Source organism: Pseudomonas arsenicoxydans (assembly GCF_006438915.1).
Taxonomy (GTDB): Bacteria; Pseudomonadota; Gammaproteobacteria; order Pseudomonadales; family Pseudomonadaceae; genus Aquipseudomonas; species Aquipseudomonas arsenicoxydans_A.
Genome location: NZ_RCZE01000004.1, coordinates 360,856 through 378,741 on the forward strand (window position 1 = coordinate 360,856; position 17,886 = coordinate 378,741).

At 60.6% G+C, this 17,886-nt stretch carries 12 protein-coding genes and 3 pseudogenes; 13 read left to right on the top strand and 2 right to left on the bottom strand.

The genetic code is table 11. The features are described from left to right. Positions 1 to 76: 76 nt before the first annotated feature. Together EAH78_RS33265 and EAH78_RS10770 are read left to right on the top strand one after the other, a co-directional pair. A pseudogene (locus EAH78_RS33265) lies at positions 77 to 604 on the top strand (methyl-accepting chemotaxis protein); the annotation flags it as partial. Positions 605 to 837: 233 nt separating this feature from the next. Beyond that, positions 838 to 2,169 (top strand): CoA transferase, encoded by a 1,332-nt coding sequence (locus tag EAH78_RS10770; RefSeq protein WP_140667523.1) that lies wholly within the window; start codon positions 838 to 840, stop codon positions 2,167 to 2,169. A gap of 141 nt (positions 2,170 to 2,310) precedes the next feature. Here the strand turns inward: EAH78_RS10770 and EAH78_RS10775 are convergent, their stop codons facing one another. Both EAH78_RS10775 and arcD (EAH78_RS10780) read right to left on the bottom strand, forming a co-directional pair. Continuing rightward, positions 2,311 to 3,174 carry a DNA-3-methyladenine glycosylase family protein gene (locus EAH78_RS10775; protein ID WP_140667524.1) on the bottom strand — a complete coding sequence of 288 codons (864 nt, stop codon included), beginning with the start codon at positions 3,172 to 3,174 and terminating at the stop codon, positions 2,311 to 2,313. Continuing rightward, complete coding sequence (gene arcD, locus EAH78_RS10780; protein ID WP_140667525.1) at positions 3,171 to 4,598, bottom strand: arginine-ornithine antiporter; 1,428 nt, start codon at positions 4,596 to 4,598, stop codon at positions 3,171 to 3,173. Before arcD (EAH78_RS10780) ends, EAH78_RS10775 begins: the two co-directional genes overlap by 4 nt. A 454-nt stretch (positions 4,599 to 5,052) precedes the next feature. Here arcD (EAH78_RS10780) and arcD (EAH78_RS10785) point away from each other — a divergent pair, with 454 nt between their 5' ends. From arcD (EAH78_RS10785) to EAH78_RS10855, 11 genes and pseudogenes are all read left to right on the top strand, one after another. After that, the gene (gene arcD / locus EAH78_RS10785; protein WP_140667526.1) at positions 5,053 to 6,480 is read left to right on the top strand and encodes an arginine-ornithine antiporter; all 1,428 of its coding nucleotides are present in this window, start codon (positions 5,053 to 5,055) and stop codon (positions 6,478 to 6,480) included. A gap of 35 nt (positions 6,481 to 6,515) precedes the next feature. After that, positions 6,516 to 7,772 carry an arginine deiminase gene (arcA, locus tag EAH78_RS10790; RefSeq protein ID WP_140667527.1) on the top strand — a complete coding sequence of 419 codons (1,257 nt, stop codon included), beginning with the start codon at positions 6,516 to 6,518 and terminating at the stop codon, positions 7,770 to 7,772. A gap of 69 nt (positions 7,773 to 7,841) precedes the next feature. Further along, positions 7,842 to 8,852 carry an ornithine carbamoyltransferase gene (locus tag EAH78_RS10795; protein WP_140667528.1) on the top strand — a complete coding sequence of 337 codons (1,011 nt, stop codon included), beginning with the start codon at positions 7,842 to 7,844 and terminating at the stop codon, positions 8,850 to 8,852. A 15-nt stretch (positions 8,853 to 8,867) separates the two neighbouring features. After that, a pseudogene (locus EAH78_RS10800) lies at positions 8,868 to 9,122 on the top strand (ornithine carbamoyltransferase); the annotation flags it as partial. Between the two features lie 191 nt (positions 9,123 to 9,313). Beyond that, positions 9,314 to 9,550, top strand: a pseudogene (locus EAH78_RS10810) (carbamate kinase); the annotation flags it as partial. Positions 9,551 to 9,597: 47 nt separating this feature from the next. Continuing rightward, positions 9,598 to 10,527 carry a carbamate kinase gene (arcC, locus tag EAH78_RS10815; RefSeq protein WP_140667529.1) on the top strand — a complete coding sequence of 310 codons (930 nt, stop codon included), beginning with the start codon at positions 9,598 to 9,600 and terminating at the stop codon, positions 10,525 to 10,527. Between the two features lie 12 nt (positions 10,528 to 10,539). Further along, on the top strand, positions 10,540 to 10,902 hold the full coding sequence (locus EAH78_RS10820; RefSeq protein ID WP_140667530.1) for a DUF5064 family protein: 363 nt from the start codon (positions 10,540 to 10,542) through the stop codon (positions 10,900 to 10,902). Positions 10,903 to 11,104: 202 nt separating this feature from the next. Continuing rightward, positions 11,105 to 12,613, top strand: a complete 1,509-nt coding sequence (locus EAH78_RS10830) for a sigma-54-dependent transcriptional regulator (protein ID WP_140667531.1) — start codon at positions 11,105 to 11,107, stop codon at positions 12,611 to 12,613. Between the two features lie 442 nt (positions 12,614 to 13,055). After that, positions 13,056 to 13,439 (top strand): glycine cleavage system protein GcvH, encoded by a 384-nt coding sequence (gene gcvH / locus EAH78_RS10840; protein ID WP_140667532.1) that lies wholly within the window; start codon positions 13,056 to 13,058, stop codon positions 13,437 to 13,439. 11 nt (positions 13,440 to 13,450) lie between these two features. Further along, the gene (gene gcvP, locus EAH78_RS10845; protein WP_140667533.1) at positions 13,451 to 16,300 is read left to right on the top strand and encodes an aminomethyl-transferring glycine dehydrogenase; all 2,850 of its coding nucleotides are present in this window, start codon (positions 13,451 to 13,453) and stop codon (positions 16,298 to 16,300) included. Positions 16,301 to 16,504: 204 nt separating this feature from the next. Beyond that, positions 16,505 to 17,881 (top strand): L-serine ammonia-lyase, encoded by a 1,377-nt coding sequence (locus tag EAH78_RS10855; protein ID WP_123432940.1) that lies wholly within the window; start codon positions 16,505 to 16,507, stop codon positions 17,879 to 17,881. Positions 17,882 to 17,886: the final 5 nt, after the last annotated feature.

The following is a 17,886-nucleotide window of genomic DNA, read 5'->3' on the forward strand; positions in this document are numbered from 1 at the left end:
GCGCAGCACCCGCGACATCAATCAACTGGCCGACGAAGTCAGCAAAGCCGTGACCGAAGTCGAAGCGCTGGCGGTCAACAGCGAGCAGATCGGTTCGGTACTGGAAGTGATCCGCAGCATTGCCGAGCAGACCAACCTGCTGGCGCTCAACGCCGCGATTGAAGCGGCGCGTGCCGGCGAGAGCGGTCGCGGGTTTGCCGTGGTGGCCGATGAAGTTCGCAACCTGGCCAAACGCACCCAAGACTCGGTGGAAGAAATTCGCTTGGTGATCGAACGCATCCAGAGCTGCACGCGCGGCGTGGTCGCCACCATGCATTCGAGCCAGACCCAGGCCCACAACAACGCCGGGCAGATTCAGCAAGCGGTGCAGGCCTTGGGCAAAATCAGTGACGCGGTGACGGTGATCAGCGACATGAACCTGCAAATCGCCAGCGCTGCCGAACAGCAAAGCGCGGTGGCCGAAGAGGTGAATCGCAACGTCTCGGCAATCCGCACCGTCACTGAAACCCTGACCGGCCAGGCCACCGAATCGGCGCAGATCAGCAGCCAGCTCAACTCGCTGACCACGCACCAGATGAAATTGATGGACCAGTTCCGGGTCTAGTAATCACCGCAGATCCCCTGTGGCGAGGGGGCTTGTCGGAACGCCGCATCGCCCCGTTCGGCTGCGCAGCAGTCGCAAAACCTGTTTGCACCATGGAATTGACTGAATGCGGGGGGCTGCTGCGCAGCCCAACGGGGGCAAGCCCCCTCGCCACAGGGCTCGCTCCTACAGGTTTCATCTGGCGTGTCACTTGATTTGAACTATGATCGGGCTCTCGTTCCGGAGGGCCTTCGATGACTGATCTACTCACGTCCATTCAAGCCACACTCGGCTTGCCCCACACCAAAATCCCCTTCACATCGAGCGGCGCCCTGCCCTCGGCGTTTGCCGTGACCGACCTCGCCTGTGCCAGCATCGCCGCGGCGGGGCAGGCTGTCAGCGAATTGTTGCAACAGCACGCCGGCCGCTTGCCCGGCGTTGAAGTCGACCGTCGTCTAGCCTCTTTCTGGTTCGCCACCTCGATCCGCCCCCTCGGCTGGAGCGTTCCACCGCTGTGGGACCCGATTGCCGGTGACTACGCAACGAAGGACGGCTGGATCCGCCTGCACACCAACGCCCCCCATCACCGCGCAGCCGCTGAAAGCGTGCTCGGCAACTGCGCCGACCGTGCTGCGATGGCGAAAAAAGTGGCGCAATGGGCCAACAGTGATCTGGAACAGGCCGTGGTCGACGCCGGAGGATGCGCCGCCGAGATGCGCACCTGGGCGCAATGGCAGCAACACCCACAAGGTTTGGCCGTAAACGCCGAGCCATTGATTCAGTTCAGTAGCGACAAGGGTCAATCCGCAAAACCGTGGCAAGGCTCCGTGGCCCAACCGCTGGCCGGGCTCAAGGTTCTGGACCTGACCCGCGTACTGGCCGGTCCGGTCGCCAGCCGTTTTCTCGCCGGCCTCGGGGCGGATGTCCTGCGCATCGACCCACCGACCTGGAACGAACCCGGCGTCGTGCCGGAAGTCACTCTGGGCAAACGCTGCGCGCGCCTTGATCTGCACAACCGCGATGATCGCGCGGTGTTCGAAACGCTGCTCAAGGAGGCCGACATCCTCCTGCATGGCTACCGCGCCGATGCATTGGAATGCCTGGGGTATGGCGTTGACGAACGCAGGAGACTGGCGCCGGGCCTGATTGATGTCAGCCTCAACGCCTACGGCTGGAGCGGCCCGTGGCAGAACCGCCGTGGTTTCGACAGCCTGGTGCAGATGAGCAGCGGGATTGCCGAAGCCGGGATGCAGTGGAAGAACGCGGACAAACCGACGCCGTTGCCGGTGCAGGCACTCGATCACGCGACCGGGTATTTGATGGCGGCTGCGGCGATCAGGTTGCTGGGGCGTGGGGGGTCTGCGCGGCTTTCGTTGGCGCGTACGGCGAAGTTGTTGATTGAACATGGCCCGGGAACGGCCGAGGCGTTGCGGGTGGAGGATGACAACGATCAGGGGATGGTGGTTGAGCAGACACCTTGGGGGCCGGCGCATCGGCTCCATGTGCCGTTGAAAATCACCGGTACTCCGTTGCAATGGGCACTTCCCGCCACGGAATTGGGTTCCCATCGCGCGCAGTGGTGGTGACTGTCAGATCGCCTTCGCGAGCAAGCCCGCTCCCACATTAGAACTGTGTTGCTCACAAAATCTGCGAACGACATCAATTTAATGTGGGAGCGGGCTTGCTCGCGAAGGGGTCCGAGTATTCAGCACAAACCCCGGATCAGTTCAGTCCAGCCGGCTCAGCGATGTCCAAAGCAACTGCGCCGCATACCCTCGACAAGGTCGCCACGCCTCGGCGCGCAACAGCAATTCCCGAGCTGTCACTGGCCCACCCTCAAGCGCCGCCAACGCCTTGATCAACCCCACATCCCCGGACGGAAACGCATCCGGCTCGCGCAACTGGCGCAAGGCAATGTACTGCGCCGTCCAGTCACCAATTCCGTGCAACGCCAACAACCGCGCCACACCGCCCTCTCGCCCCGGCGCAAACAACAGCGAATCATCCAGCAGCGCCTGAGCCACACCCGACAACGTCCGCCCCCGACTTTTCGGCATGCCCAACATCGCCAGATCCGCCTGCGCCAACACCAGCGGCTCAGGAAAGACATGGCTCAAACCCGCCTGCGGCGACGGCAACGGCGCTCCATACTGCGCCACCAACTTACCCGCCAACCGGATTGCCGCGCCGACGGTAATCTGCTGCCCGAGCACGGCACGAATCGCCAGTTCCAGTCCATCCCAGGCCCCCGGCACGCGTAAGCCCGGACGCTCGGCAATCAAGCGCTCCATCAACGGGTCCCGCTTCAACTGCCGGTGAATCGACGACAAATCCGCATCCAGATCAAACATCCGTCGCACGCGCGCCACGATCTCCGGCACCGCCGACTCATCCGGAAAATCCAGCGCCAGCTCAAGCGCATCACCGTCCGCCGCACTGATCGAAAACAAACCGTGAACACCGTTCAACCCGATGCTGCGCGAGTACACCCCATCGGTCACGATTTCCATACCGGCCACCGCCCGCGCCGACAAGAACTGCAACATCGCCGCCCCGTCATACGGCGGTTGATACGCCAGCAAAATCCTCACAACGACAGCAAGCCGCTGTACAACCCATAGGCGGCCAGCCCGGCGCCAGTCAGGACACTGGTAAAAATGCCCTTCTCGATGTGAGTGAACAACGGCTCGCCCTGTTCATGCTTGGCCTTGGCGAACAGAATCACCCCCGGCGCGTACAGCAACGCCGACAGCAGCAGGTATTTGACCCCGCCGGCATACAGCAACCACACCGCATACCCCAGCGCGATCCCGCCGATCATCAGGTCTTTAGTGCGCTCGGCACTGGCGTGTTCGTAGGTTTCGCCGCGCCCGCTCAACAACACCGCATACGCCGCCGACCACAGGTAAGGCACCAGAATCATCGATGACGCGAGGTAGATCAGGCTGGTGTAAGTGCCGGCAGAAAACAGCGTGATCAACAGAAAGAGCTGGATCATCACGTTGGTCAGCCACAGCGCGTTCACCGGCACATGATTGGCGTTTTCCTTCTTCAGGAAGGCCGGCATGGTGTTGTCCTTGGCCGTGGCGAACAGGATCTCGGCACACAGCAGCGCCCAGGACAGCAACGCGCCCAACAGCGAAATCGCCAGGCCGACACTGATCAGCAACGCACCCCAGGGCCCGACGATGTGTTCCAGCACCGCTGCCAGTGACGGGTTCTGCAAGTTCGCCAGTTGCGGCTGGCTCATGATGCCCAGCGACAACACGTTCACCAGCACCAATAGCGCCAGCACCCCGAGAAAGCCGATGACCGTCGCCCGGCCGACGTCCGAGCGTTTCTCCGCGTGCGCCGAATACACACTCGCGCCTTCAATGCCGATGAACACGAACACCGTCACCAGCATCATGTTGCGCACCTGGTCCATCACCCCGCCGAAGCTCGGGTTGCTACGGCCCCAGATGTCCCGGGTAAAGATGTCGGCCTCGAACGCGACGGCGGCGATGACGATAAACATGATCAGCGGCACGATCTTGGCCACGGTGGTCACTTGATTGATGAACGCCGCCTCTTTGATCCCGCGCATCACCAGAAAATGCACGGCCCACAGCAGCACCGAAGCGCAGCCGATGGCAATCGGCGTGTTGCCTTGGCCAAAGACCGGGAAGAAATAACCGAGGGTGCTGAACAACAACACGAAATATCCGACGTTGCCCAGCCAGGCGCTCATCCAGTAGCCCCAGGCCGACGAGAAGCCCATGTAGTCACCGAAGCCGGCCTTGGCGTAGGCATACACCCCGGAATCCAGTTCGGGTTTGCGATTGGCCAGGGTCTGAAAGACAAACGCCAGCGTCAGCATGCCGACGGCGGTGATGGCCCATCCGATCAGTACCGCCCCGGCATCGGCCCGCGCCGCCATGTTTTGTGGCAACGAGAAAATCCCGCCGCCAATCATCGACCCCACCACCAGCGCGATCAGCGCACTCAGGCGTAGCTTTTGCGTCGGTTGTGACATTCCTGCATCTCCATTTTTGTCCACAGTCGGCCGGGGGCTGTCATGGTCTTGAAACCGTCACATAGTTGGATTTACTAAATAGATACAGCGTAATACGTCTATTAGATAAGGCCATTTCAGGGCCTTTTTATTTATAACCGATCACTCTATTAACGTCATGACAAAGGTTAATTAAGCGGAAAACCCTGATCAATCAACTCTGCTCTGAAAGCAAATAGTTGCGTAAACGCGAAAACAAACTAGGTTAACAAGTCGAAGCAGGAGCCGGTTATTTCTGCCAGCTCTCACCGAGGCCTCTAAATTGGGCTTTCCCGGCGATACCGCTATAGACAACAAAGTCCCATAAGTCTTTCAATTAACAATGGAAAGTGCCAATGCACTGATCTATGTCAGATGTTTGAACAGCTAACAGAACTACTCTGTTGTCTCTCTTCTCCTGCACTGGAGTCATGCGATGTCTGAATCCCCCGGAAAACTGAAACTCGGCGCATTGGTTGCACTGGTTGTCGGCTCAATGATTGGTGGCGGGATCTTCTCTTTGCCACAAAACATGGCCGCCAGTGCGGACGTTGGCGCGGTCCTGATTGGCTGGGCCATTACCGCCGTCGGCATGCTCACGCTGGCCTTTGTCTTTCAGACCCTGGCCAACCGCAAGCCTGATCTGGATGGCGGGGTGTATGCCTACGCCAAGGCCGGTTTCGGCGACTACATGGGTTTCTCTTCCGCCTGGGGGTACTGGATCAGTGCCTGGCTGGGCAACGTCGGCTACTTCGTTCTGTTGTTCAGTACCCTCGGCTACTTCTTCCCGATTTTCGGTGAAGGCAACACGGTGGCAGCCATCATCGGTGCATCGGTGTTGCTCTGGGCCGTGCATTTCCTCGTGTTGCGGGGGATCAAGGAAGCGGCGTTCATCAACCTGGTGACCACTGTCGCCAAGATCGTGCCGCTGGTGCTGTTTGTGTTGATCGCCATTTTCGCCTTCAAACTGGACATCTTCACCGCCGACATCTGGGGCGTGAAAAACCCGGACCTGGGCAGCGTGATGAACCAGGTGCGCAAAATGATGCTGGTCACCGTCTGGGTGTTCATCGGCATCGAGGGCGCGAGCATTTTCTCGGCCCGCGCCGAAAAACGCAGCGACGTAGGTAAAGCCACCGTCATCGGCTTCATCACTGTGCTGCTGTTCCTGGTGCTGGTTAACGTGTTGTCCCTGGGGATCATGACCCAACCGGAACTGGCCAAGCTGCAGAACCCGTCGATGGCGGCCGTGCTCAAGCATGTGGTCGGTGACTGGGGCGCGGTGCTGATCAGCGTCGGTTTGATCATCTCGCTGCTGGGAGCCTTGCTGTCGTGGGTGCTGTTGTGTGCGGAGATCATGTTCGCCGCCGCCAAGGACCACACCATGCCGGAGTTCCTGCGCAAGGAAAACGCCAACCACGTGCCGGTCAACGCCCTGTGGCTGACCAACGCCATGGTCCAGCTGTTCCTGATCATCACCCTGTTTTCGGCCAGTACCTACCTGTCGCTGATCTACCTCGCCACCTCGATGATTCTGGTGCCTTACCTGTGGTCGGCGGCATACGCGCTGCTGCTGGCAGTGCGCGGCGAGACCTATGAAAACGCCTCGGGCGAACGCACCAAGGACCTGCTGATCGGTGCCATCTCGGTGATCTACGCAGTCTGGCTGGTCTACGCCGGCGGCACCAAATACCTGCTGCTGTCCGCCCTGCTCTATGCGCCCGGCGTGATCCTGTTCGCCAAGGCCAAGCGAGAACTGGGCAAACCTGTTTTCACCAACGTCGAGAAGCTGATTTTTGCAGCCGTGATCATCGGTGCCGTGGTGGCGGCCTATGGGCTGTATTCCGGCTTCCTGACCCTGTAACACCTGAATAATTTGTCATCTGGAGGATCACTGTAATGACCACGGAAAAAGTTAAATACGGCGTGCATTCCGAAGCCGGCAAACTGCGCAAAGTCATGGTTTGTTCCCCCGGCCTGGCCCACCAGCGGCTGACCCCGAACAACTGTGACGAACTGCTGTTTGATGATGTGCTGTGGGTCGCCCAAGCCAAGCGTGACCACTTCGACTTCGTCACCAAGATGCGCGAACGCGGGATCGACGTTGTGGAAATGCACAACCTGTTGACCGACATCGTCGCCATCCCCGAAGCGCTGGACTGGATCCTGGATCGCAAGGTCACCGCCAACTCGGTGGGCCTGGGCCTGATCAACGAAGTGAAATCCTGGCTGAAAAGCCTGGAGCCGCGACATATCGCCGAGTTCCTGATTGGCGGTGTCTCCGCCGATGACCTGCCGGACAGCTTCGGTGGCAAGACCATCCAGATGTTCCGCGACTTCCTCGGCCACTCCAGCTTCATTTTGCCGCCACTGCCGAACACCCAGTTCACCCGCGACACCACCTGCTGGATCTACGGTGGCGTGACCCTGAACCCGATGTATTGGCCGGCACGCCGTCAGGAAACCCTGCTGGCCACTGCCATCTATAAATTCCACCCGCAGTTCACCAACGCCGAATTCGAGATCTGGTACGGCGACCCGGACCAGGATCACGGCAGCTCCACCCTTGAAGGCGGCGACGTGATGCCAATCGGTAACGGTGTGGTGCTGATCGGCATGGGCGAACGTTCGTCCCGTCAGGCCATTGGCCAACTGGCGCTCAACCTGTTCAAACACAAAGCCGTCGAAAAAGTCATCGTCGCCGGCCTGCCGAAATCCCGCGCCGCGATGCACCTGGACACCGTGTTCAGCTTCTGCGACCGCGACCTGGTCACGATCTTCCCGGAAGTGGTGAACCAGATCGTCGCCTTCACCCTGCGTCCTGATGAGAGCAAACCGGGCGGCATCGACATCCGACGTGAAGAAACCAGCTTCCTCGACACCGTGGCCAAGGCCCTCAACCTTAAAACACTGCGCATCGTCGAAACCGGTGGCAACAGCTTCGCCGCCGAACGCGAGCAATGGGATGACGGCAACAACGTGGTGGCCCTGGAGCCGGGCGTGGTCATCGGCTATGACCGCAACACCTACACCAACACCTTGCTGCGCAAGGCAGGTATCGAGGTCATCACCATCAGCGCCGGCGAACTGGGGCGTGGACGCGGCGGCGGTCACTGCATGACCTGCCCGATCATTCGCGACCCTATCGACTATTAATTTGTGTGCCCGACCTCACCCTCATAAAGCGTGAGGTCGGGGGATAACCGAAACTTAAGGAGATCCACCATGGCTTTTAATATGCGCAACCGCAGCTTGCTGAGCTTGATGCACCACACCACTCGCGAGCTCAACTACCTGATCGACCTGTCCCGGGACCTCAAGCGCGCCAAGTACACCGGCACCGAGCGTCCACATCTGCAAGGCAAGAACATCGCGCTGATCTTCGAAAAAACCTCGACCCGCACCCGTTGCGCCTTCGAAGTTGCGGCCCATGACCAAGGGGCCCACGTCACCTACATCGACCCGGTGTCGTCGCAGATCGGCCACAAGGAAAGCATGAAAGACACCGCCCGCGTGCTGGGGCGGATGTTCGACGCCATCGAGTACCGTGGCTTCGAACAGGAAATCGTCGAAGAGCTGGCCAAGTTTGCCGGCGTGCCGGTGTTCAATGGTTTGACCGCTGAATTCCACCCGACGCAAATGATCGCCGACGTACTGACCATGCGTGAGCACAGCGACAAGCCGATGCATGAAATCAGCTACGCCTACCTCGGCGATGCGCGCTACAACATGGGCAACTCGCTGCTGATGATCGGCGCCAAACTGGGCATGGACGTGCGCATCGCCGCACCGAAAGCCCTATGGCCACACGCGGATTTCATCGCCCAGTGCAAAGCCTTTGGCGAAGAAAGCGGCGCGCGCATCACCATCACCGAAGACCCGAAAGAAGCGGTGAAAGGCGTGGACTTCATCCACACCGACATCTGGGTGTCGATGGGTGAGCCGGTGGAAGCGTGGGACGAGCGCATCGAGCAACTGCTGCCGTACCAGGTCAACGCGAAAATGATGAAAGCCTCGGGCAACCCGCGCGTGAAGTTCATGCACTGCCTGCCGGCGTTCCATAACAGCGAAACCAAGGTCGGCAAGGACATCGCCGCGCGTTATCCGCACCTGGCCAATGGCGTTGAAGTGACTGAAGAAGTCTTCGAATCGCCGGCCAACATCGCCTTCGAGCAAGCGGAAAACCGCATGCACACCATCAAGGCGATATTGGTGTCGGCGTTGGCGGATATCTAACAGTCTCACCCGGCTCCCACNCAGGTCAACGCGAAAATGATGAAAGCCTCGGGCAACCCGCGCGTGAAGTTCATGCACTGCCTGCCGGCGTTCCATAACAGCGAAACCAAGGTCGGCAAGGACATCGCCGCGCGTTATCCGCACCTGGCCAATGGCGTTGAAGTGACTGAAGAAGTCTTCGAATCGCCGGCCAACATCGCCTTCGAGCAAGCGGAAAACCGCATGCACACCATCAAGGCGATATTGGTGTCGGCGTTGGCGGATATCTAACAGTCTCACCCGGCTCCCACTGACAAAACACGGTCAATGTGGGAGCGGGCTTGCTCGCGAAGACGGAGTGTCAGTCGACATTGATGTTGTCTGATGCACCGCCTTCGCGAGCAAGCCCGCTCCCACATTGGACCGGGTTTCACAGGGAGACCGAGTTGCTCGCAACCTCTTTGATTGAAAGGATTGCCATTATGCGTATCGTCGTAGCTCTGGGCGGTAACGCCCTGCTCCGCCGTGGTGAACCCATGACCGCGGACAACCAGCGCGCCAACATCCGTATCGCCACCGAACAAATCGCCAAGATCCATGCCGGCAACCAATTGGTGATCGCTCACGGTAATGGCCCGCAGGTCGGCCTGTTGTCGCTGCAAGCCGCGGCCTACACCTCGGTGTCCCCTTACCCGCTGGACGTGCTCNCGGGTTTCACAGGGAGACCGAGTTGCTCGCAACCTCTTTGATTGAAAGGATTGCCATTATGCGTATCGTCGTAGCTCTGGGCGGTAACGCCCTGCTCCGCCGTGGTGAACCCATGACCGCGGACAACCAGCGCGCCAACATCCGTATCGCCACCGAACAAATCGCCAAGATCCATGCCGGCAACCAATTGGTGATCGCTCACGGTAATGGCCCGCAGGTCGGCCTGTTGTCGCTGCAAGCCGCGGCCTACACCTCGGTGTCCCCTTACCCGCTGGACGTGCTCGGTGCCGAAACCGAAGGCATGATCGGCTACATCATCGAACAGGAACTGGGCAACCTGCTGGACTTCGAAGTGCCGTTCGCCACCCTGCTCACCCAGGTCGAAGTCGACGCCAACGACCCGGCGTTCCAGAACCCCACCAAACCGATCGGTCCGGTGTATGCCAAGGCCGAAGCGGAAAAACTAGCCGCAGAGAAAGGCTGGGCGATTGCCCCGGACGGCGACAAATACCGTCGTGTGGTGGCCAGCCCAAGACCAAAACGCATCTTCGAGATTCGCCCGATCAAATGGCTGCTGGAAAAAGGCAGCATCGTGATCTGCGCCGGCGGTGGCGGCATCCCGACCCTGTACACCGCCCCCGGCAAACTGGAAGGCGTCGAAGCGGTGATCGATAAAGACCTGTGCTCGGCGCTGCTCGCCGAACAACTCGAAGCCGATATCCTGGTGATCGCCACCGACGTCAGCGCCGCCTTCATCGACTACGGCAAGCCGACCCAGAAAGCCATCGGCCAGGCTCACCCGGACGAAATGGAGAAACTCGGCTTCGCCGCAGGTTCCATGGGACCCAAGGTTCAGGCAGCTTGCGAGTTCGCCCGTCACACTGGAAAAACCGCGGTAATCGGTTCACTCTCGGACATTGAAGCGATCGTCCAGGGCAAGGCAGGTACGCGCATCAGCACGGCGAAACCTGGCATTACTTACTTGTAGGGAGAGACGTCTATGGCACAGTTTCAGCCAGGCCACTTGCACATCGAGCGTCACGCGCTGACCCCGGATGATGTCAGTTACAACATTTGCCTCGACTATGAAGTCAGCAAAAATCCCAAAGGGGAAAAAGGCATTCAGTTCACCATGCATGGCAGCATTCAGGGAAAGGACATGAAAGAGACCTTCTTCCTGCCCAAAGTTGAGGCCTACAACTTCGCCAGCAACGTGACGAGAATCGCCGAGAAGTACGGCATTCCAAAGGAACACAGCCAGATCGGCTCGGTCCACAAGCATTACGATTTGATGTTTGAAGACATTCGGGTGCAGCTCGACATGAAATCCGGCGACCCGGTAGACCTCGAGAAATTCGAATAGCCCACTGTTCCTGTGGGAGCGGGCTTGCTCGCGAAGGCGGTGTATCAGTCGACGTTGATGGTGACTGACCCACCGCCTTCGCGAGCAAGCCCGCTCCCACATGGGTTTGGTGCAGGCTCTGAAATCCCGCGCAGGATTTCACCATTCGCCCGCCCCAAGGCATACTTGCGCCCCTCCGCATTCCAGAACAAAAAACCGCCCCATGCGTATCCACGTCAGCTTCATCGACCGCGTCGGTATTACCCAGGAAGTCCTGGCCCTGCTCGGTGGGCGCAATCTCAATCTGGATGCGGTGGAAATGGTCCCGCCCAACGTTTACATCGACGCCCCGACCCTGAGTCCGGAAGTCCTCGAAGAGCTGCGCGATGCGCTGTTCAGCGTGCGTGGCGTGCAAGCGGTGAAGGTGGTCGACATCCTTCCCGGCCAGCGCCGCCACCTGCAACTGGATGCCTTGCTCGCGGCCATGACCGACCCGGTCCTGGCGCTGGACAGTGCCGGCAAAGTGTTGCTGGCCAACCCGGCATTGATTGCGCTCTACGGGCGTGAACCGGCGGGTGAAAGCATCGCCGAACTGTTTGCCGACCCGGCGCTGCTCGACGCCTTGCTGGAACAGGGCTTTCGCTTGCCGCTGCGGGAAATCACGGTCAACGGTCAGACCTTGCTGCTGGACGCCACACCGATCACCGACGCGGGCGCCCTGCTGACCTTGTATCAACCCAACCGCATCGGCGAACGCCTCTCGGCGCTGCACCATGACCACGCCGAAGGGTTCGATTCTTTGCTCGGCGAATCGCCGGTGATTCGCACCCTCAAGGCTCGCGCGCAACGGGTGGCGGCCCTCGACGCACCGCTATTGATTCAGGGCGAAACCGGCACTGGCAAGGAATTGGTCGCCCGGGCCTGCCATGCCATCAGCGCCCGGCACAGTTCGCCCTTTCTCGCGTTGAACTGCGCGGCATTGCCGGAGAACCTCGCCGAAAGTGAACTGTTCGGCTATGCCCCCGGTGCGTTTACCGGCGCGCAACGAGGCGGCAAACCGGGGCTGATGGAATTGGCCAACCAGGGCACGGTGTTTCTGGATGAAATCGGTGAGATGTCGCCGTACCTGCAGGCGAAACTGCTGCGGTTTCTCAATGACGGCAGTTTCCGCCGGGTCGGCGGTGATCGTGAGGTCAAGGTCAATGTGCGGATCCTCAGCGCCACCCACCGCGACCTGGAAAAAATGGTCAGCGAAGGCAGCTTCCGCGAAGACCTGTTTTACCGTCTCAACGTACTCAACGTTGAAGTCCCGCCGCTGCGCGAACGTGGCCAGGACATTCTGTTGCTCGCCCGCTACTTCATGCAGCAGGCCTGCGCGCAAATCCAGCGTCCGGTCTGTCGGCTGGCACCGGGTACCTACCCGGCGCTGCTGGGCAATCGCTGGCCGGGCAACGTGCGGCAATTGCAGAACGTAATCTTCCGCGCGGCGGCGATTTGCGAAAGTACGCTGGTCGACATCGGCGACCTCGACATTGCCGGCACTTCGGTGGCACGCCAGAGTGACAGCGACGTCGATAGCCTCGAACAGGCGATGGAAGAGTTCGAGAAAACCCTGCTGGAAAAACTCTACGTCAGCTACCCCTCGACCCGCCAACTGGCCAGCCGCCTGCAAACGTCCCATACGGCGATTGCCCATCGGTTGCGCAAGTACGGCATACCCAACAAGCCCTGAAATCCCCCAGCCACCGCAGTACCCCTGTGGGAGCGGGCTTGCTCGCGAAAGCGGTGGGTCAGTCACCATCATTGTTGCCTGACACTACGCCTTCGCGAGCAAGCCCGCTCCCACAGGGTTTTGCGTGTCCTGAAAATCTCGCTCCAAAAACGACCTCCATCTGTACTGAAAGCGCTACAGCGGAACGATATCGCTACACACCTCCCCGATCACGGCTGTGCAAGGCTTTGATCCACCTCGGCTTTCTTCCCTGACTTTGCCCGTATCGATTTCGCTACAGCTGGCGAATTCCATCGCTCCGCAAAACACCCCAAACCACTGATAAATAAAGACAAAACCAACATTGGCCGTGTTCTTGCTATGTAGTCCGTCATAACAGGGCTTTTTTGCCCAAGCATTCAATAGCGTCCACCAGACGAGTCTGGCCCCCTTAGGAGTTCTCATGAGCGATTTGCGTTTTACTGAAGATCACGAATGGCTGCGCACCGAAGCTGACGGCACCGTTACTGTCGGCATCACCGCTTTCGCACAGAACGCCTTGGGCGACGTGGTTTTCGTACAACTGCCTGAGCTGCAGTCCTACGACAAAGGCGCTGAAGCCGCCACCGTGGAATCGGTAAAAGCCGCCAGCGGTGTCTACATGCCACTCGACGGTGAAGTGCTGGAAGTCAACCCGGCACTCGACAGCAGCCCTGAACTGGTCAACGAAGATCCGCTGGGCGAAGGCTGGTTCTTCCGCTTCCAGCCAAGCGACGCCTCTGCCGTCGCCAAACTGCTGGACCAGGACGCCTACGACCGCCTGATCAAAGCCCAAGCCGAAGCCTGAGGAGCACCGACATGACTATAAATCTGACCACCGCCAACGAATTCATCGCCCGTCACATCGGCCCGCGTGCCGGTGACGAGCAAGCCATGCTCAACAGCCTCGGCTTCGACTCGCTGGAAGCCCTGAGCGCCAGCGTTATCCCGGACAGCATCAAGGGCACCAGCGTGCTGGGCCTGGAAGACGGTTTGAGCGAAGCTGAAGCCCTCGCTTCGATCAAAGCCATCGCCGGCAAGAACCAACTGTTCAAGACCTACATTGGCCAGGGCTACTACGGCACCCACACGCCGTCGCCGATCCTGCGCAACCTGCTGGAAAACCCGGCCTGGTACACCGCCTACACCCCGTACCAGCCAGAAATTTCCCAGGGCCGTCTCGAAGCGCTGCTGAACTTCCAGACCCTGATCAGCGACCTGACCGGCCTGCCGATTGCCAACGCGTCCTTGCTCGACGAAGCCACCGCTGCTGCCGAAGCCATGACCTTCTGCAAACGCCTGAGCAAGAACAAGGGCAGCCACGCCTTCTTCGCTTCCGTGCATTGCCACCCGCAGACCCTCGACGTACTGCGCACCCGTGCCGAGCCGCTGGGCATCGACGTGGTGGTTGGCGACGAACTCGAACTGACCGACGTGACGCCGTTCTTCGGCGCCCTGCTGCAGTACCCGGCCAGCAACGGTGACGTGTTCGATTACCGCGAACTGACCGACCGCTTCCACGCCGCCAACGCCCTGGTGGCGGTGGCCGCAGACCTGCTGGCCCTGACCGTGCTGACCCCACCGGGTGAATTCGGTGCCGACGTGGCCATCGGCAGCGCCCAGCGTTTCGGCGTTCCGCTGGGCTTCGGTGGCCCGCACGCGGCGTACTTCTCTACTAAAGATGCGTTCAAGCGCGACATGCCGGGCCGTCTGGTCGGTGTTTCGGTGGACCGTTTCGGCAAGCCGGCCCTGCGCCTGGCCATGCAAACCCGCGAACAACACATCCGTCGCGAGAAGGCCACCAGTAACATCTGCACCGCGCAAGTGCTGCTGGCCAACATCGCCAGCATGTACGCCGTGTACCACGGCCCGAAAGGCCTGACGCAGATCGCCAACCGCGTGCATCACCTGACCGCGATTCTGGCCAAAGGCCTGAAAGCCATCGGTCTGAACGTCGAGCAGGAAAGCTTCTTCGACACCCTGACGATCAAGACCGGCGCTAACACCGCCAAGCTGCACGACAAGGCTCACGCCCAACAGATCAACCTGCGCGTCGTTGATGCTGAACGCCTGGGCCTGTCCCTCGACGAAACCACTTCGCAAGCAGACGTGGAAACCCTGTGGAGCCTGCTGGCTGACGGCAAAGCCCTGCCAGATTTCGCCGCCCTCGCCGCTGCCGTGGTCAGCGCCATTCCGGCCGCTCTGGTGCGTCAATCGCCGATCCTCAGCCACCCGGTGTTCAACCGCTATCACTCGGAAACCGAGCTGATGCGCTACCTGCGCAAGCTGGCCGACAAGGACCTGGCACTGGACCGCACCATGATCCCGCTGGGTTCGTGCACCATGAAACTCAACGCTGCCAGCGAAATGATCCCGGTGACCTGGGCTGAATTCGGTGCCTTGCACCCGTTCGCTCCGGCCGAGCAAAGCGCCGGCTATCAGCAACTGACCGACGAACTGGAAGCGATGCTCTGCGCAGCGACCGGCTACGACTCGATCTCGCTGCAACCGAACGCCGGTTCGCAAGGCGAATACGCCGGTCTGCTGGCCATTCGCGCCTATCACCAGAGCCGTGGCGAAGACCGTCGCGACATCTGCCTGATCCCGTCGTCCGCCCACGGTACCAACCCGGCCACCGCCAACATGGCCGGCATGCGTGTGGTCGTGACCGCTTGCGACGCACGCGGCAACGTCGACATCGAAGACCTGCGCGCCAAGGCCATCGAGCACCGCGAACACCTCGCTGCGCTGATGATCACTTACCCGTCGACCCACGGCGTGTTCGAAGAAGGCATCCGCGAAATCTGCGGCATCATTCATGACAACGGCGGCCAGGTGTACATCGACGGCGCCAACATGAACGCGATGGTAGGCCTCTGCGCGCCGGGCAAGTTCGGCGGCGACGTGTCGCACTTGAACCTGCACAAAACCTTCTGCATTCCGCACGGCGGTGGCGGCCCGGGCGTCGGCCCGATTGGCGTGAAATCGCACCTGACTCCGTTCCTGCCGGGCCACGCCCAGATGGAACGCAAGGAAGGCGCGGTCTGCGCGGCACCGTTCGGCAGCGCGAGCATTCTGCCGATCACCTGGATGTACATTCGGATGATGGGCGGCGCCGGCCTGAAACGCGCTTCGCAGCTGGCAATCCTCAACGCCAACTACATTTCCCGTCGCCTGGAAGAGCATTACCCGGTTCTGTACACCGGCAGCAACGGCCTGGTCGCGCACGAATGCATCCTCGACCTGCGTCCGTTGAAAGACAGCAGCGGCATCAGCGTTGATGACGTCGCCAAGCGTTTGATCGACTTCGGCTTCCACGCCCCGACCATGTCGTTCCCGGTCGCCGGCACGTTGATGATCGAGCCGACCGAAAGCGAATCCAAGGAAGAACTGGACCGCTTCTGCGACGCCATGATCCGCATCCGCGAAGAAATCCGCGCGGTGGAAAACGGCACGCTGGACAAGGACGACAACCCGCTGAAGAACGCTCCGCACACGGCGGCAGAGATCGTTGGCGAGTGGACGCATCCGTACAGCCGCGAGCAAGCGGTGTATCCGGTTGCCTCCCTGATCGAAGGCAAATACTGGCCGCCGGTCGGTCGCGTCGACAACGTGTTTGGCGATCGCAACCTGGTGTGCGCTTGCCCGTCGATCGAAAGCTACGCTTAAACGGATAAGGGGGCGGGTTTGCTCGCCCCCACATCCAGGAACACCGCATACCCCTTGTGGGAGCGGGCTTGCTCGCGAATGCGGTGGATCAGTCACCATCAACATTGCCTGATCCACCGCATTCGCGAGCAAGCCCGCTCCCACAGGGTCGGTGCAAAGCACCAGATTCCGTGAATTCCTATAACAAGAAACCGGAGAACAACCATGTCGTTAAGCGTGTTCGACCTGTTCAAGATTGGCATCGGCCCCTCCAGCTCCCACACCGTCGGCCCGATGCGCGCAGCTGCGCGTTTCGCCGAAGGCTTGCGCCGCGAAGGGCTGTTGGCCGCCACCACCTGCGTCAAAGTCGAGCTCTACGGCTCGCTCGGCGCCACCGGCAAGGGACACGGCAGCGACAAGGCTGTGTTGCTTGGCCTGGAAGGTGAACACCCGGACACCGTGAATACCGAAACCGTCGCCGCCCGCCTGCAAGAGATTCGTGGCAACGGTCGCTTGAACCTGCTCGGTGAACACAGCATTGCGTTCAACGAGAAAGAACACCTGGCAATGATTCGCAAACCATTGCCCTATCACCCCAACGGCATGATCTTTCGCGCCTTCGACGCCGCCGGCCTGCAGATCCGCAGCCGCGAGTACTACTCAGTCGGTGGTGGTTTTGTGGTCGATGAAGACGCCGCTGGCGCTGACCGCATCGTCGAAGACGCCACGCCGCTGACGTTCCCGTTCAAAAGTGCCAAGGACTTGCTCAGTCATTGCACCACCTACGGCCTGTCCATCAGCCAGGTGATGCTGACCAACGAAAGCGCCTGGCGCCCGGAAGCGGAAACCCGCGCCGGCCTGCTGAAGATCTGGCAAGTGATGCAAGACTGCGTCGATGCCGGTTGCCGCAACGAAGGCATCTTGCCCGGCGGCTTGAAGGTCAAACGTCGCGCGGCGGCACTGCATCGGCAATTGTGCAAAAACCCGGAATCGTCGTTGCGCGATCCGCTGTCGGTGCTGGACTGGGTCAACCTGTACGCCTTGGCGGTCAACGAAGAAAACGCCAACGGCGGACGCGTCGTCACCGCACCCACAAACGGTGCGGCCGGGATCGTTCCGGCGGTGTTGCATTACTACATGCGCTTCATTCCCGGTGCGACCGAAGACGGCGTCGTACGTTTCCTGCTGACGGCTGCGGCCATCGGCATTCTCTATAAAGAAAACGCCTCGATCTCCGGCGCCGAAGTAGGCTGCCAGGGTGAGGTCGGGGTGGCCTGCTCCATGGCCGCCGGCGCCTTGTGCGAGGTCCTTGGCGGGACCGTGCAGCAAGTGGAAAACGCCGCCGAAATCGGCATGGAACATAACCTCGGCCTGACCTGCGACCCGATTGGCGGACTGGTGCAGGTGCCTTGCATCGAGCGCAACGCCATGGGCTCGGTCAAGGCGATCAACGCGGTACGCATGGCCCTGCGCGGCGACGGTCAGCACTTCGTGTCCCTCGACAAGGTCATCCGCACCATGCGCCAGACCGGCGCCGACATGAAAAGCAAATACAAAGAAACCGCCCGCGGCGGTTTGGCGGTCAACATTATCGAGTGCTGATGCTC